14 protein-coding genes are annotated in these 16,062 nt (G+C 73.3%); 8 read left to right on the top strand and 6 right to left on the bottom strand.

Going from position 1 to position 16,062, the window contains the following annotated elements; all coding sequences use genetic code 11:
* Positions 1–63: 63 nt before the first annotated feature.
* Complete coding sequence (locus tag ACIQU6_RS23215; protein WP_403483577.1) at positions 64–936, bottom strand: hypothetical protein; 873 nt, start codon at positions 934–936, stop codon at positions 64–66.
* 172 nt (positions 937–1,108) lie between these two features.
* On the opposite strand from ACIQU6_RS23215, the gene ACIQU6_RS23210 reads away from it, so the two are divergent.
* Positions 1,109–1,294 (top strand): hypothetical protein, encoded by a 186-nt coding sequence (locus tag ACIQU6_RS23210; protein WP_403483576.1) that lies wholly within the window; start codon positions 1,109–1,111, stop codon positions 1,292–1,294.
* Between the two features lie 234 nt (positions 1,295–1,528).
* Positions 1,529–3,115, top strand: coding sequence for an FAD-binding oxidoreductase (locus ACIQU6_RS23205; RefSeq protein WP_403483575.1), 1,587 nt, complete (start codon positions 1,529–1,531; stop codon positions 3,113–3,115).
* 90 nt (positions 3,116–3,205) lie between these two features.
* Here ACIQU6_RS23205 and ACIQU6_RS23200 read toward each other — a convergent pair whose 3' ends face one another.
* Positions 3,206–3,937 (bottom strand): phosphatase PAP2 family protein, encoded by a 732-nt coding sequence (locus tag ACIQU6_RS23200; RefSeq protein ID WP_403483574.1) that lies wholly within the window; start codon positions 3,935–3,937, stop codon positions 3,206–3,208.
* A gap of 218 nt (positions 3,938–4,155) precedes the next feature.
* On the bottom strand, positions 4,156–5,160 hold the full coding sequence (locus ACIQU6_RS23195; RefSeq protein ID WP_403483573.1) for an NlpC/P60 family protein: 1,005 nt from the start codon (positions 5,158–5,160) through the stop codon (positions 4,156–4,158).
* A gap of 528 nt (positions 5,161–5,688) precedes the next feature.
* Between ACIQU6_RS23195 and ACIQU6_RS23190 the strand changes: the two genes are divergently transcribed.
* From ACIQU6_RS23190 to ACIQU6_RS23165, 6 genes are all read left to right on the top strand, one after another.
* The gene (locus ACIQU6_RS23190) at positions 5,689–5,997 is read left to right on the top strand and encodes a hypothetical protein (RefSeq protein ID WP_221906050.1); all 309 of its coding nucleotides are present in this window, start codon (positions 5,689–5,691) and stop codon (positions 5,995–5,997) included.
* A 607-nt stretch (positions 5,998–6,604) separates the two neighbouring features.
* On the top strand, positions 6,605–7,462 hold the full coding sequence (locus ACIQU6_RS23185) for a hypothetical protein (RefSeq protein WP_403483572.1): 858 nt from the start codon (positions 6,605–6,607) through the stop codon (positions 7,460–7,462).
* Complete coding sequence (locus ACIQU6_RS23180) at positions 7,452–8,726, top strand: hypothetical protein (RefSeq protein WP_403483571.1); 1,275 nt, start codon at positions 7,452–7,454, stop codon at positions 8,724–8,726. The genes ACIQU6_RS23185 and ACIQU6_RS23180 overlap by 11 nt, the downstream gene beginning before the upstream one ends.
* Positions 8,723–10,288 (top strand): SCO6880 family protein, encoded by a 1,566-nt coding sequence (locus tag ACIQU6_RS23175; protein ID WP_403483570.1) that lies wholly within the window; start codon positions 8,723–8,725, stop codon positions 10,286–10,288. Before ACIQU6_RS23180 ends, ACIQU6_RS23175 begins: the two co-directional genes overlap by 4 nt.
* 47 nt (positions 10,289–10,335) lie before the next feature.
* A complete protein-coding gene (locus ACIQU6_RS23170) occupies positions 10,336–11,793 on the top strand; it encodes an ATP-binding protein (RefSeq protein ID WP_403483646.1) in 1,458 nt (485 codons plus the stop codon).
* Positions 11,790–13,505, top strand: a complete 1,716-nt coding sequence (locus ACIQU6_RS23165) for a TraM recognition domain-containing protein (RefSeq protein WP_403483569.1) — start codon at positions 11,790–11,792, stop codon at positions 13,503–13,505. Before ACIQU6_RS23170 ends, ACIQU6_RS23165 begins: the two co-directional genes overlap by 4 nt.
* A gap of 46 nt (positions 13,506–13,551) precedes the next feature.
* Here the strand turns inward: ACIQU6_RS23165 and ACIQU6_RS23160 are convergent, their stop codons facing one another.
* Genes ACIQU6_RS23160 through ACIQU6_RS23150 form a run of 3 tightly spaced genes read right to left on the bottom strand, consistent with a single transcriptional unit; the run spans position 13,552 to position 15,968 of the window.
* On the bottom strand, positions 13,552–14,391 hold the full coding sequence (locus ACIQU6_RS23160; RefSeq protein ID WP_403483568.1) for a thioesterase II family protein: 840 nt from the start codon (positions 14,389–14,391) through the stop codon (positions 13,552–13,554).
* Positions 14,381–15,211: an SDR family NAD(P)-dependent oxidoreductase gene (locus tag ACIQU6_RS23155; RefSeq protein ID WP_403483567.1), complete on the bottom strand. Its 831-nt coding sequence runs from the start codon at positions 15,209–15,211 to the stop codon at positions 14,381–14,383. Before ACIQU6_RS23155 ends, ACIQU6_RS23160 begins: the two co-directional genes overlap by 11 nt.
* Positions 15,212–15,221: 10 nt before the next feature.
* Complete coding sequence (locus ACIQU6_RS23150; protein WP_403483566.1) at positions 15,222–15,968, bottom strand: 3-oxoacyl-ACP reductase family protein; 747 nt, start codon at positions 15,966–15,968, stop codon at positions 15,222–15,224.
* Between the last annotated feature and the right edge of the window lie 94 nt (positions 15,969–16,062).

The following is a 16,062-nucleotide window of genomic DNA, read 5'->3' as shown; positions in this document are numbered from 1 at the left end:
CCGCGCACATGGCACGGAAGGACCATTTCCGCTCCGGCGGCGGGCCGGCGCGGACGCCGCGGCCTACGAGGGCGCCGAGGCGATCTTCCCGGTGTAGATGTCGCGCCGCTCCGGCAGCCGCACCGCGACCCTGCTGCCGAACCCGTACAGCACGGTCGTCGACGTCACCGCCGCCCCCTTCGGCGCCCCGTTGGCGAAGCGGAACCGCTGGCGGACCTTGCGCAGCCGCCCGGCGTCGTCCAGATACGCGTCGAACGGCACCAGCGCGGTGGTGAACCCCTTTTCCGCCGCCACCAGCGCGGGCCGGGTGCGCGCCGACGCCGCCCCGGCGGCCGCGGCCAGATCGGCCGTCCCGCGGTAGTGCCGCACCGCGACCCCGCCCAGCCGCTCCTGCCCCTGGTACGTCACCTCCCGCGCGCCGCGCAGCAGTTCGGCGGCGGCCAGCGGATCGGTCGCCCCGCCGGTGACGAGGTTCCCGTCGGTCAGCGCCGCGGTGTCCACCCGCACCCACTTGTCGGCCGGCACCCCCGCCCCGCGGTTCTTCATGAACAGCGCGCCGGGCGCCAGGATCTCGGTGATCGGCTGGTGACCGCCGCTGGGCTTGCCCTTCAGATCCGGCAGCACCACCCTCAACTGCCCACTGCCGGCGGCGAAGTCGTAGCCCCCGGTGCCCCGGATCGCCACCCGCGTCCCGCCGCTGACCGTCTCCATCGCCGTCCGCACCTTGGCGGTGCCCGCCCGGAGCAGCGCCTCGATGCCGCGCTGCAGCTCCACCGCGCCCGTCGCCCGCACCGCGGCGCGCACCGGCTGCGCCTGGTCGTCCGCCGCGACCCCCTCCGACGAACAGCCCGTCGTCGCCAGCAGCCCCGCCACCAGACCCGTCCCGCACGCCACGGCCGCGGCGACCGCACCGCCTCGCCTGTCCTGCACCACCATGCGTACGAGCCCCCTCGGCCGCTCGTGCTCGGGACCGCCTGGGCCGGCCGGTCCGCTCGGGACGGTCGGACGTCCCGCCGCCGGCTCGTCTGACGGTGCGTCGACCGATCCGTTCAACGACCGTTCCGGGGCCTCGTCACGCAACGCCACCTGGGGCGCGTAGCGTGGCCGGGTGCCCGAACGCGTCCCGCATCAGACCTCCACCACCGAGCGCGGTGCCTTCTGCCTGGCACGCTGCGCGTGCGGCTGGACCGGGATGGCCCGCCGCGCCCGCTCCCAGGCGCGCACCGACGCCGAGCGCCATCTGGCCGCGGTGCGGGGCGCCGACGACGCCGATCCCGGCCGCCCCGTGGAATGACCCGGTCCGTTCCGGGAACCCACCACCCCCCGCGCCGCATCTGAGGAGTGAGGGCGCAACAGCACCACTGGGCAACGGACTTCACTCGCAAACCGGACGTCACCCGTGCACGGGGGCACCCCCGGCCGGTCCCGCCAGGTGCGGCGCCCCGGCGCACACGCCCCGCGACCACCGGCCGGCCGGACCGGCCGGGCAGGGGCCGGACCGTACGACAACCAAGGGGGATTCATCCCAGTGAAGCGGCGCACACTCCTGATGGCCGGCGGCGGACTCGCCACCACCTCGCTCGCCTGGACCACCGGCTGCGACGGGCCCGGCGGCGCCTCGGCCGCGGCCTCCTCCGGCGGCGCGGCCGGCGGCACCGTCAACACCGCGGCCGCCGCCAAGTCCCCCACCACGCAAGCCGCTTGGAGCGCGCTCGGCAAGGGCCTGGACGGCGACCTGATACGTGCCTCCGACGCCTCCTACGCCACCGCCCGACGCCTCTACAACACCCGCTTCGACGCCCTGAAGCCGTCCGCCATCGCCTACGTCAAGCACCCCGGCGACATCGCCGAGTGCCTGGCCTTCGCCCGCCGCTACGACGCCCCCGTGGCCATCCGCAGCGGCGGCCACTCCTACGCGGGCTTCTCCAGCGGCAACGGCAAGCTCGTCATCGACGTCTCGGCGCTCAACAAGGTCGGCGCGCCCTCCGGCGGCACCACCCGGATCGGCGCCGGCGCCAAGCTCATCGACGTCTACGAGGGCCTGGGCGCGCACGGCGTGACGGTACCCGGCGGCTCCTGCCCCACCGTCGGCATATCCGGCCTGACCCTCGGCGGCGGCCACGGGGTGGTCTCCCGCGCGTACGGGCTGACCTGCGACAGCCTCGTCGGCGCCACCGTCGTCACCGCCGACGGCAAGACCGTCGACTGCGACGCCGGCCACCACCCCGACCTCTTCTGGGCGCTGCGCGGCGCCGGCAACGGCAACTTCGGCGTGGTCACCGAGCTGCGCTTTCGCACCCACCCGGCGCCCCGCGCGGTGATGGCGTACATGACCTGGCCGTGGGCCAAGGCCGCGGCGGTGCTGGGCTCCTGGCAGAAGTGGGGCCCGGACCAGGCCGACGAGATATGGTCCACCACCCACTTCGACGCCCGACCGGGCGGCACCCCGGGCGTCTCCGTCGCGGCCTTCTCCCTGGGCGGCTACCGCGACCTCCAGAACGCCGTGGACAAGCTGGCCGACCAGCCCGGCGGCCCCGGCCCGGCCAGCCACGTCAGCCTCACCCCGATCGGCTACCTGGAGGCGATGGAGGCGTACGCGGGCTGCTCGAAGAAGTCCAACGCCCAGTGCCACATGCAGGGCACGCTGCCCGGCCACAACGGCGCCGGCACCCTGGGCCGGGAGACCTACGCGGCCCGCTCGCACTTCTTCGACCGCTCGCTGTCCGCGGCCGGCGTCCAGACCCTGCTCTCCCAAATAGAGGCCGGCGGCCGCAAGGGCGTCGCCGGCAACGTCGCGCTCACCGCGCTGGGCGGCGCCATCAACCGCGTGGGCACCGGCGACACCGCCTTCGTCCACCGCCGCTCCCGCTTCCTCGCCCAGTACCTGACGTCCTGGTCCGCCGCCGGCACCGGCACCGCCGGCACCGCCTGGCTCAACGGCTTCCACGGCGCGATGCAACGGCACTCCTCGGGCGCCGCCTACCAGAACTACACCGACGCCGCCCTGACCGACTGGAAGTCCGCCTACTACGGGACGGCCGCCGCCCGCCTCGACAAGGTCAAGCAGACCTACGACCCGCAGCGGCTGTTCAGCACCTTCGCGCAGGCCCTCTGAGCGCCCCGCCCGCCCGAGAACGCCGCTGGCCCGACCCCCACTCCGGGGCCGGGCCAGCGCGCTGCGTTCCGTCGGTGCCGTCAGTCGTCGTCAGGCCGCCAGGTCCTTGTCCCGCTCGGCGTGGCGGCGCAGCGCCGGCTCGGCGCTGACCACCGGTGCCGGCCCGGACTCCGCGCCGCGCCCGTCCGCGGCCGGCTCCGCCGCCACCCCCGACGCCCGCACCAGCCACCGCAACGGGGAGCGCTCCACCGCCGTCATCAGCGGCACCAACAGCGCCTGCGCGAGCGGCGCCAGCAGCAGCGCGACGGCCGTGCCGAGGGCGAACCCGCCGATCACGTCGGTCGGGTAGTGGACGCCCATGTAGACCCGGCTGAAGCCCTCCAGCAGCGCCAGTGCGATGCCGATCAGCCCGAAGCGGCGGTGCGCGACGAACAGGCCGACGCCGACGGCCATGGTGAGCGTGGCGTGGTCGCTGACGAACGAGAAGTCGCTCTTGCCCGGGACCAACACCGCAAGGCCGGCATGGTCCTTGAACGGCCGCGGCCGCTCGACGAAGCCGCGGATCGGGACGTTGGCCAGCAGCGCCAGCCCGGCGGCCAGCGGCGCCCACACCAACCCGGCGATCGCGGCCGGCCCTTCGGGCTTGCGGCGGGCGGACCACCAGGCGAGCAGACACAGCACCCCGAGGGCGGCGATCAGGCCGTACTCACCGATGAACTCCATCGCACGGTTCACCCACTGCGGGGCGTGCTTCGCGAGGCCGTTGATGCCGTCGAGCACGTCGACATCGGGGTTGGGCCCCTCGAATGCGAGTCCAGCCATCTGCCGTGGCCCCTTATCTTCCGCGCGCGCGTGCGCCGCCTACGTGCTGCCAACCCCCGTTGCCGATCTGTGTGGCCGTCGAGCGCGAACCGTCGACAGGGCGCTTGCGTTCCCACGCCAAGGAAACGCGCCACCCACCTCCGGCGTTCCACTCTCCACGGGATGATCACCAGGACGTTATCGGAACTTGACACATCACCGCAGTTCAGAACCCATGGTCAAGCACCGCTCCCGGTGGGCAGCGCTTTCGCGCCATCGGACGTCACGCGCGTCGCGCCGATGTAGTCGGGCTGGTCGATCTTGTCGAACCGGATCACCGCCCCGGTGTACGGCGCGTTGATCATGTACCCGCCGCCCACGTAGATGCCCACGTGGTGGATGGTCCGCGGGTCGTTGAGGTCGTGGGCGAAGAACACCAGGTCTCCCGGGAGGAGTTCGTCCCGCTTCGGGTGCGGGCCGGCGTTCCACTGGTCGTTGGCCACCCGCGGCAGCTCGATGCCCACCGAGTCGTACGCGGCCTTGGTCAGCCCGGAGCAGTCGAACCGCCCGCCGTCGTCCGCCGTGCCGTTGCCGCCCCAGAGGTAGGGCGTGCCGAGCTTCTCCTGGGCGTAGTAGATGGCGGCCGACGCCTGCTGGGAGGAGGCCACCGGGGCGGTCGGCGCCTCGAAGCTCTTGGCCAGGGTCGTGATGCTCTTCACGTAGCTCTGCGTCTCGCCGTACGGCGGGACGCCGCTGTACTGGATGACGCGGTAGGCGCCCGCGTTGTACGCGGCGAGCATGTTCGCGGTGGAGTCGCCCGGTGCGTCCTTCACGTAACGGGCCAACTCGCAGTCGTAGGAGGCCGCCGACGGGATGGCGTCCGCCGGGTCCCAGATGTCCTTCTTGCCGTCGCCGCTGCCGTCGATGCCGTGGGTGGCCCACGTCTCTGGGAGGAACTGCGCGATGCCGAGGGCGCCCGCGGGGCTCTGCGCACGCGGGTTCCACCCGCTCTCCTGATAGAGCTGCGCCGCCAACAGCGCCGGACTGAGGGCCGGGCAGAGGGTGCCCCACTTCTGCACCAGCGACTGGTACGCGGCCGGCACCGCGCCCTTGGCCAGCCCGACCGCCCGGCCGGTGGCCCCGGCCAGCCCGGCGGCCGCCCCGTACGTACCGATCACGAGCAGCCCGACCAGGCAGAGCATCAGCCCCACCCCGAGCCCGCTGGTAACCCAGAATTTCCGCACCCCCCAACCCTCCCCCATTCAGGCCCGGTTCACAGCCCTTTCGTCGGCCTCGGCGCGCGGGGCCGCCGCACCGCGGCGCACGGACCGGCGCACGGGGCGCTTCGAACGGTGTGCGATTCGCGTCACATCGGCGCGCCCACGGCGCTCCTGACGCTCCGTCGACCACTTTCGACGCCTGCCGGCTCCTGCCGACGCCCGTCGGCGCCCGGTCCCCGTGAACACCGCTCCGCCGCGCCAACCGCCACCAGGCCCCCACCCGCAGATACCCGCCCCTGACAGTCCCTCACCATCCTTGACAATCAACGACAGACAGTCGTTGCCCAGCGTTATCGCCCGTGATACACACGGTGAGACAATGGCGCCCGACGGGACGCGAAGAGGGCCGTGCACACGGCACTCCCACCGGATCTGTCGAAGAAAGCCGTCAAGTCGACATCTGATGGCGTCTTTGTCAGCGAAGATAGAGACTGAATCCGTGCCGTGCGGCACGGTCAGGCAACTATCCATAAAGGGGCGGTGAGTTCACACATGTTCATTGCAGCCCAAAAGGGCGACATCACCACCATCATCGGCGGAATCGCCCCGGACTGGGGACCGTTCGGCAGCCTGGGCAACGAGGCCCGTGTGATGGTCGAAGTCATCATGGCGGTGGCGATCCTGCTCTGCCTCGGCATCGCCATCTGGGGCGCCGCCAAGCAGCGCATCGGCGCCACCGCGCTGCGCGACACCTTCAGCGCCGAGCAGGGCAAGGGCCTGATCGTGGCCGGCCTCACCGGGGTCTTCATCATCGGCTCGTTGGGCACGCTGTTCACCATCGTCTACGGCATGGCCGTCTAGGGCCCGTCCGACCCCGACCCGTCGGACGAGCCCTGGCCGACCGGCAGCCCGCGCGAACGACCCGGCGGCCCGGCACCACCGGCCGCAGGCCCGTCCGGACGCCCGGCGGCACGGCCACCACCCCGGCCCTGCCCGCCACCACCGGTCGGTACACCGCGCACGTCGGCACGCGCCCGTCCCCGCGCCGCCCCGCATGCGCCCCCGTCCGTCCCCTCTCCGCCGTCCCGTGCCCTCCCGTACCCCCGCACGTCCCACCTCCCGGTCCGAGGCCCCATGCTGACGCTCCTTCACCCCGGATCGCCGGGCCCCGAGCCACGACGTGCCCACTCCCGCCACCAGCGGGCCGATTGGGCCGGCCGCGTCGCGGGGACAGGTGGTTCCGGAGACCAGCAGCCCGCGGCGGGCGTTCGACGGACGGGCACAAACCGCCCAGAGTCCCCCATTCGCCTCCGCCGCCCAGCAACTGAGGAACCGTCACGGTGAGATGTACTCGTACCACTTCACCCGAGCCGGCGCCCACGCGGCTACGGTCATATGAAGGCGGCACACCAACGGCAGGGACGGCGAGGGCGGCAGCGGCGATGGCGGCAGAGGGGGCACGGGAGCGATGAGCATCGGCGACGACGGGAACTACGGCGACGGCCACGGCTCCGGCACGGGCCAGACCAGGACCAGACTCCCCGACGGCGAGGGCGACGCCTACGGCCCACCCCGCCGCACCCGGTCCACCCTCTCCAGCCGCAACCTCATCACGGTCGTCGGCGTGGTCGTCCTGCTGATCGCGGCGATCGCCTTCGCGAACCGCGGCGGCAGCGGCAACGACGAGACGGGCGCCAGCTCCGGCGGCTCCGGCAAGGACCAGGGCGCGGCCGCCCAGCCGACCGCCCCCACCGGCACCAAGCCGGTCTCCGGCAAGACCGGAAGCATCGCCTCCGGCTTCCCGAAGACCGAACAGGGGGCACAGTCGGCGGCGGCCAACTATGTGGTGGCGTTGAACAGCGACGGCATGTACGACGCCGCCAGGCGCCAGGAGATCGTGAGCTCCGTCTACGCGCCGTCCGTCGCGGCGGCACGCAAGACCAGCCTCGACAAGGCCTACGCGAACCCCGCGTTCCTCGGGCGGATCGGCCTCAAGCCGGACGGCACGGCCCCCGAGGGTCTGACGTTCGTCTCGCGTGCGAACCCCGTCGGCACGAAGGCCGAGGCGTTCAAGGGCGACACCGCGCGGGTCTCGGTCTGGTACTCCGCGCTCTTCGGCCTCGCCGGAGCGAAGTCGCAGAATCCGGTCTCGGAGAGCTGGTACACGAACACCTTCGACCTGCAGTGGCAGGGCGGGGACTGGAAGGTCACCCAGTTCACGCAGAAGAACGGCCCCGCGCCCGTCGGGCAGGACCAGCCGGCCGCTTCGGCGGAGGACATGACCAAGGCCGTGCAAGGCTACGGAGGTTTTACCTATGCCCGGTAAGCCCAAGCGCCGCCGCGCGTTCTCGGTCGTCGCCGGGCTGGCCGGCGCGCAGACCCTCGTCCTCATGCTCGCGACGCGCGCCATGGCTGCGCCGCCGAACCCCTGCGACGGGTTCACCGGCCCTGCGCTGCAAGACTGCCAGCAGCAGAACCACACCGGGGGCGGCAGCTCGCTGCCGAGCAACCCCCTCGACAACAACCCCCTCGACCCCCTCGGTTCGTTGGCCAAGGGGTGTGGCAAGGCCGCGGCCTGGATTGTCGATAAATTGTCGGAGGCGGTGAAGGCCACCTCGCAGGTGGACTTCACCAATTCCGCGTTCCTGCGGCAGTACGCGGTGGTCTTCGCCGCGTCCACCGTGCTCACGCTCGTGCTGTGGCTGCTCGCCGTCGCCAAGCGGGCCGTGCGGGGGGTGCGGCTCACGGAGGCGATCAGCGAGGCGGTCGGGTTCCTGTGGCTGACGGTGCTGGCGTCCGCGTTCACGCCGTTGATCCTCTACACGGTGGTGTCGGCGACCGACGGCGTCACCGAGATCATCGCCAAGGGGACGGGGGCGCAGACCGACACCTTCTTCGGGGCGTTCTCGCAGGCGTTGACCAAGGGGACGGACATCGGCGGCGGGCCGATCATGCTGATCGTGGTGTCGCTGGTGTCCGTGCTGGCCGCCGGCGTGCTGTGGCTGGAACTGGTGGTCCGGGCCGCGCTGCTGTACGTCGGGGCGCTGCTGGGGACCGTGGTGTACGCCGGGCTGGTCGACAAGAACATGTGGGGGCACGTGCGCCGTTGGGCCGGGATCATGATCGCGGTGATCCTGGTGAAGCCGGTGATCGTGATCGTGCTCGGCATCGCGGGGGCGCTGTCCGGGGACAAGGGGCCGAACTCCTTCTCGGCCGTGGTGTCCGGGCTCGCCATCATCATCCTGGCGATCTTCGCGAGCGCGGTGATCTACCGCTTCGTGCCCGGCTTCGGCGACGAGATGGTGTCGGCCCGGACGAGCAAGGGGCGGGCCACCGACGGCAGTCAGGCGGCCGCGATGATCTCGTCGCCCGCGGCGCTGGTGTCGCAGGGCATCAAGACGCACAGCTCCCGCCGCTCGGGCGGGGACGGGGGCGGCGCGCAGGGCGGGCAGTCCCGGCCGGCCGACGCGGTGGCCGGCGGGGTCGCCGCGCACGGCTCCCGGTCGGCCCCGAGCACACCGGCGCCCCGCAGCAACCCCGGTACCGGCGCCCCCCGCACCGGCAACACACCAGGAGGTGAGGGGCGTTGAGCACGCCGTCCCAGCCGATCGCGCCGCGGCGCACGTATCTGATCGGCCGCGCCCGGCCCCATGCCGCCATCGGCAAGAACCGGGAGACCGGCGAGATCGCGTTGATCATCGGCGGCGCCTTCCTCGGCATGATGTGCGGGCTGCTGGTGCCCTCGCTGCCGCTGCGGATCGCGAGCCTCACGGGCTTCCCGATGCTGGGGCTGGCCGCGGTCTACGTGCCGTACCGGGGGCGCACCTTCTACAAGTGGTTCGAGATCCGGCGGAGTTTCCGCCGTACCGTGCGCAAGGGAGGGGCGGTGTACCGCTCCGGGGCGATGGAGGCCGGCGTGCGGCTGGACGGGAGGGAAGTGGAGATCGGGCCACCGCCCGGCATCGGGCGGATCAGCTGGCTGTCGGCGCCGTTCGGGCCGGACGAGATCGCGGTGCTGCTGCACGCCGACCGGCGGACGGTGACCGCGGCGATCGAGATCGAGGGGCCGGGCGTCGGGCTGCGCGACAGCGAGGACCAGGAGGCGCTGGTCGACCGGTTCGGCACGCTGCTCAAGCACGTCGCCAACGGGGACGGCTTCGTCACGCGGCTCCAGATGTTGGCGCGCACCCTGCCCGCCGACCCGGACGCGCACGCCAAGGACGTCGCCCAACGGGGAGACGCCGGCTCCCCGCGCTGGCTCCAGGAGTCCTACGACCAGTTGCAGTCGATGGTGTCGACCTCCTCGGAGCAGCACCGGGCCTATCTGGTCGCGTGCATGCACTACAACCGGGAGCTGGCCGCCGAGGCGGTCACCATGGCCCGGGCCGCGGCCGCCCAGCGCGGCGGGCTGCTGCGCCGGAAGCTGGACCGGGACGCCGGGCTGGCGGTGGTGATGGCCCGTGAGCTGACCGACATCTGCGCCCGGTTGACGGAGGCCGACATCCGGGTCCGCCAGCCGCTGGGGCAGGCGCGGCTGGCGTCCCTGGTGCACTCCATGTACGACCCGGACCACCCGATCGACCACATCCAGGCGATGAGCAGGGGCAACGCCTGGCCGGCCGAACTGGACGCGACCGAGCCGACGTACCTCAAGGCCAAGACCAGGGAGTCGTCGACGCGGGCGCCCTGGTGCCATGCCACCGCCTGGGTCAAGGAGTGGCCGCTGACCCCGGTGGGCGTCAACTTCCTCGCGCCGCTGCTGGTCCACACCCCGGACGTGATCCGCACGGTCGCGGTCTGCATGGACCTGGAGCCCACCGAGGTGGCGATCGAGCGGATGCTGACGGAGAAGACCAACGACGATGCGGAGGCCAGCCGGGCCGCGAAGATGAACCGGGTGGTGGACCCGCGGGACGTGGCGCACCACGGGCGGGTGGACCAGCGCGGCGAGGACCTGGCGTCCGGCGCGGCCGGGGTCAACCTCGTCGGCTACCTCACCGTCTCCTCGCGCTCGCCCGAGGCGCTGGCCCGCGACAAGCGGACCATCCGGGCCTCCGCCGGCAAGTCCTACCTCAAGCTGGAGTGGTGCGACCGCGAGCACCACCGGGCGTTCGTGAACACCCTGCCGTTCGCGACCGGAATCCGCCGCTAACGCCGCCAACGCCGCTGACAGCCCAGGGAGGCGCGTACGTCATGGCCATGTTCGATCCGCTCGGTGCCCTCACCGAAGCCTTCACCAGCTTCCTGTTCGGGAAGGTGGAGACGACACGGCTGCCCGTACGCACCTCCACCGGCCAGGCGCAGGCGGTCTACCTCCCGACCGCGGCGCCCGGCCTCGGCGACTCGGGCGTGATCATCGGGCGCGAGGTGTACTCCGGCAAGGGCTACATCTACGACCCGTTCCAGCTCTACGGGCAGCAACTGCCGGCGCCGCACTGGCTGGTGCTGGGCGAGTCCGGCAACGGCAAGTCCGCGCTGGAGAAGACCTACGTGCTGCGGCAGCTCCGCTTCCGGGACCGGCAGGTCGTGGTGCTGGACGCGCAGGGCGAGGACGGCGTCGGCGAGTGGAACCTGATCGCCGAGGAGCTGGGAATAACGCCCATCCGGCTGGACCCGACGGCGGCCCTCAACGGCGGGATCCGACTCAACCCGCTCGACCCCTCGATCACCACCACCGGCCAACTGGCCCTGCTCCGGACGATCATCGAGGTCGCCATGGGGCACGGCCTGGACGAGCGTGCCGGCTTCGCCCTGAAGGTCGCGCACGCGGCGGTGCTCAACCAGTACGAGGAGCTGGAAGGGGCCGGCGGCGCCGCGCGCGGCCCCCGGCAGCCGGTGCTCTCCGACATCGTCGAGCAGTTGCGGCACCCCGAGCCGGCCTCCGCGGAGGCGATGAACGTCGACATAGACGACGTCCGCGCCTGGGGGCTGGACGTGGCGCTGGTGCTGGACCGGCTGGTCGACGGCGACCTGCGCGGGATGTTCGACGGCCCGACCACCGCCGGCATCGACCTGGACGCGCCGCTGATCGTCTTCGACCTCTCGCACATCGACCGGAACTCCATCGCGATGCCGATCCTGATGGCGATCGTCGGCGTGTGGCTGGAGCACACCTGGATCCGGCCGGACCGCAAGAAGCGGATCTTCCTGGTCGAGGAGGCGTGGCACATCATCAACTCGCCGTTCGTGGCCCAACTCTTCCAGCGGCTGCTGAAGTTCGGCCGCCGGCTGGGCCTGTCCTTCGTGGCCGTCGTGCACCACCTGAGCGACGTAGTGGACGGGGCGGCGGCGCGGGAGGCGGCGGCGATCCTGAAGATGGCGTCCACCCGGACCGTCTACGCGCAGAAGGCGGACGAGGCGCGCGCCACCGGGCGGGTGCTGGGGCTGCCGCGCTGGGCGGTGGAGATCATTCCGACGCTGACGCCGGGCATCGCCGTCTGGGACGTCAACGGCAACGTCCAGGTGGTCAAGCACCTCATCACCGAGGCCGAGCGCCCGCTGGTCTACACGGACCGGGCGATGACCGAGTCGTCGGCGCTGCCGACGGACGAGGCGCGCGCGCTGGCGCTGGCGGCGGACGCCGAGGCCGAGGCGCGGGCCGAAGCGATCGCGATGGAACGGCAGTTGCGGGACGAGTCGAGCGAGACGGTGGCGTGACGCGCGGATACGACGAGGACGGGTACGGCCGCGGCTACGGTCCGTACGACGACCGTGGGGACGGCCGGGGTGGGCGCCCCGGCTACGGGCGCGGGGGCGGCCGGCCCCGGAGCCGGGGCGTGCCCGACGCGCTGCTGGTGGGGCTGATCGGCTTCCTGCTCGGCCTGACCCTGGTGGTGTGGACGGCGACGGGCCTGGCCGGGCTGCTGGCACACGGCGGTTGGCCGTCGGGGGTGACCTACGGCGGGACGCCGCTGGCGCTGCCGCACCTGGTCTCCGCGCCGCACGACATCGCGGCGGCCTGGCCCGACGCGCCGAAGGACCAGCTGCCCGGCTACGGCCTGTTCTGGGGGCTGTGCGTCGGCGAGTTGATGGTGCTGCTGGTGCTGGCCATCTTCGCGCTGGGGACGGTCACCCGGTACCGGGCCGTACGGGCGGCGCGGCGGGCCCAGCGGGACGGTGCGGGGCCGCGGGCGGAGCGGGCGCCCGGAGTGGCGCCCGAGGTGGCGGAGGGCGCGGGGGCGCCGGTGGCGCAGACCGCGCCGCAAACCGCCGCCCCGCAGGCTCCGGTGGCGCCGGAAGCCCCAGCGGTCCCGGTGGCCCCGTCAGCCCCGGAGGCCGCGGTGGCGCCGGCCGGTCCCGCGGCGTCCCCTCCGGCGGCGTCCAGCCCGGCGCCGGCACCCCCGGTCGTCGAGCCGGTGCCCGAGCAGCGCTCCGCCGACATCCCCGCGGTCGTGGCCGCGGCCGCGGGAGCCCCGCCGGCCACGGCCGGCGAACCGGCCCTCCCCCGGCTCCAGTTCGACCGCGAGCGGGCCGTCACGCGGGCCGCGGCGCTGGCCGCCGCCACCGCGGCGCCCGGCCCCCTGGTCGTCGCCACCACCGACCCCGCGCTCTGGGCCGAGACCAACGACGCCCGCGCCAAGCTGGGGCCGCTGCTGGCCTACGACCCCACGCACCGCCTGGACACCCCGGCCCGGCTGCGCTGGTCGCCCACCACGGGCTGCGAGGACATCGTCACCGCCACCGCCCGGGCCGCCGCGCTGCTGGCCCCGGTCCGCCCGGCCAGCACCCTGGACTCGGCGCTCGCGGACGCCGCACAGACCCTGTTGCGCTGCTGGCTGCACGCCGCCGCGCTGGACGGCCGCCCGTTCCGCCAGTTGCACCGTTGGGCGCACGCGGCGGGCGGCGCCCAGGAGCCGGTGCGCATCCTGCGGACCAACCCCAAGGCGTCCGGCGGTCAGGCCGGCGAGCTGGAGTCGGTACTCACCGCGCACACCGAACGCCGCGAGATGGCCCGGGAGTTGGTGGGACGCACCCTGACCGCGCTGTCCTCGGTGCACATCCGGGACGCCAGCAATCCGCTGCGATCGGATGCGCTCGCCCTCGAATCATTCGTCGCCGAAGGGGGAACGCTCTACCTGGTGGGCGAGTCCATCGAGGACCCGCGCACCGACCCGGGTGCGATGCCGCTGCTCACCGCACTCCTCTCGCACGTGGTCGAGCACGGCCGCCGCATGGCCGAACGGTCATCCGCCGGTCGGCTCGACCCACCACTCACCCTCGTCCTGGACGACATCGCCGCGCTCGCCCCGCTGCCCGCGCTGCCCGACCTCCTCCAGACGGGCCGGCAGCGCGGCCTGTTGACGCTGGCCACGATGCGCTCCCGGGAGCAGGCCCGGGCCCGTTGGCCGCAGGACTTCGCGCCGGCCTGAACGGGACGGGCCGGCCCCCGGCCCACCCCACGGACCGGGCCGGGGATCACGGGGCGGCCAGCGCCGCCAGCGGGCGCGGCGGGGCGGAGACCAGATGGTCGGCCAACTCGGCCCAGTGGTCGGTGAGATAGAAGTGGTCGCCGCCGGGGAAGACCCGCAGCCGGAAGCCGCCGGTGGTGTGCTCCGCCCAGGCCGCCGCCTCGTCGATGCTCACCAGCGGGTCCCGGTCGCCGGTCAGCGCGGTGACCGGGGCGGCCAACGGCGGTCCCGGGCGGTGCCGGTAGGTCTCCACGGCCTTGTAGTCACTGCGGACCACCGGGAGCGCCATGGCCAGCACGTCCCGGTGGTCCAGCAGCCGCGGGTCGGTCCCCTGGGTGCGCCGGATCTCGTCGATCAGCCCGTCGTCGTCCCGGAGGTGGACGGTGCCGCCGCGCACCCGGGTGGGCGCCCAGGCGCCGGAGGCGATCAGGTGCGCGGGGCGGAGGCCGTCGCGCTCCAACAGGCGGGCCGTCTCGTAGGCCACCAGGGCGCCCATGCTGTGCCCGAGGAGGACCAACGGGCGGTCGGCCAGGGGCGCCAGCGCGCGGTGCGCGCCGGCCGCCAGCTCCGTCAGCTCCTCGATGCGGGGCTCGCGGATCCGGTCGTTGCGGCCCGGGTACTGGACCGCGAGCAGCTCGTGCGGGCGGGCGTCGGCGGTGCGGGCGGCGACCGCGGTGGCCAGCCGCCGGTAGGCGCCGGCGCCGCCGCCGGCGTGCGGGAAGCAGACGATCCGGGCGGTCGCGGCGGCGGGGTGCGCGGGGCCCGGGCGCAGCCGGCGCAGCCACGGGTCCGCGGCGGGCGCCGTCCGGGGCCGCGGCAGGGTGCCGGCGGGCACGCTACATGCCACGGGTGTACCCCCCGTCGACGGTCAGCGACTGCGCCGTGATGGCCGCGGCCCGGTCCGACACCAGGAAGCCGATCAACTCGGCCGCCTCGCGCGCCTCGACCAGCCGCCGCAGCGGGATGGACTTGCGCGCCTGGCGCAGCATCCGGGCCGGGTCGGCGCCGATCTCCTCCGCCGAGGCGGCGATCTCCCGGCGCAGCATGGGGGTGTCGATCCAGCCCGGCAGCACCGCGTTGACGGTGATGCCGCGGGACGCCAGGTCCAGGGCGAGGCCCTTGGTGTAGCCGATCAGGCCGTGCTTGGAGGCGCAGTAGGCGGTGTTGCGCATCTTGCCGGCCTTGCCGAGGATCGACGAGACGTTGACGATCCGGCCGTGGTCGACGAGGTGCTCCAGGCAGGCGGCGGTGACCGCGAAGGTGCCGTGCAGGTTGATGTCCAGTACCCGCAGCCAGGTCTCCTCGTCGTCCGGGCCGTTCTCGTCGGCGACGCCGGCGTTGTTGACCAGGATGTGCAGCGGCCCGGCGGCGCGCAGCGCGGTGCGCAGGGCCCCGCGGACCGCGTCCCGCTCGCGCAGGTCGGCGACGAGCGGGGTGACCTCGGCGCCCAGGTCGCGGACCTCCTTGGCGACGGTGTCCAGTGGGGCGGCGTCCCGGTCGAGCAGGACCAGGTGGCCGGCGCCGGCCTCGGCCAGCAGCAGGGCCACCTCGCGGCCGATGCCCTGGGCGGCGCCGGTGACCACCGCGGTCCGCCCGGCCAACTCGCCCGGCACGGGCCGCTGTTCGGCTTCCAGGGCGGCCGTGGCAGCGGTGTCCAGTTCACTCATGGTCGGCCCCTCACGCCATCTTCAGGCCGCCGTCGACGTGCAGTACCTCGCCCGTGGTGTAGGTGTTGCGCGGGCTCGCGAGGTACGCCACGGCGTCGGCGATCGTCTCGGGTTCGGCGTACTTCTTCAGCAGCAGCCGGCTCATGATCTCGTCCTCGCCGTGGGCGCGGATGGTGTCGGTCATGTCGGTGGTGATCACGCCGGGGGCGACCGCGTTGACGAGGATGCCCCGGGAGGCCAGCTCCACCGCCATCGCCTTGGTGAAGGACTCCAGACCGCCCTTGGCCGCCGCGTAGTTGGACTGGCCGCGGCCCGGCTTGGAGGCGGCCGACGAGGAGATGTTGACGATCCGGCCGTAGCGCTGGCGCAGCATCGCCGGCGCGGCGGCCTGGACGGTGAGCATGGGGGCGACGAGGTTGGTGGCCAGCACGTCCTGGATGTCCGCGAGCCGCTGGTTGACCAGCAGTTCGTCGCGGGTGATCCCGGCGTTGTTGACCAGCACGTCGAGCCGCCCGAAGGAGGCGCGGACGCCGGCGACGATCCGCTGCGGCACCTCGGGGTCGGAGACGTCCCCCTGGAACAGCTCGACCTTGCGGCCCAGCTTCGCGATCTGCTCGGCGACCTGCTCCGCCTCGGTGGTCGCGCTGCGGTAGTTGAGGGCGATGTCGCAGCCCTCCTGTGCCAGTCTGACGGCGATGGCGCGTCCGATGCCCCGGCTGCCGCCGGTCACCAGTGCCACCTGGCCTGCGAATTCCATGACGCTTGGGTCCTCTCAAGTCCATTGGGGCGTACGGCACATGGGCCGGGCGCCGCACGCGGTGCGGTACCTGCGACGGGTCGCGTGCGGCGCC

Source organism: Streptomyces sp. NPDC090442 (assembly GCF_044769405.1).
Taxonomy (GTDB): Bacteria; Actinomycetota; Actinomycetes; order Streptomycetales; family Streptomycetaceae; genus Streptomyces.
Note: the sequence above shows the minus strand (reverse complement) of the source record. Positions and strands in the feature narration are given on the sequence as shown.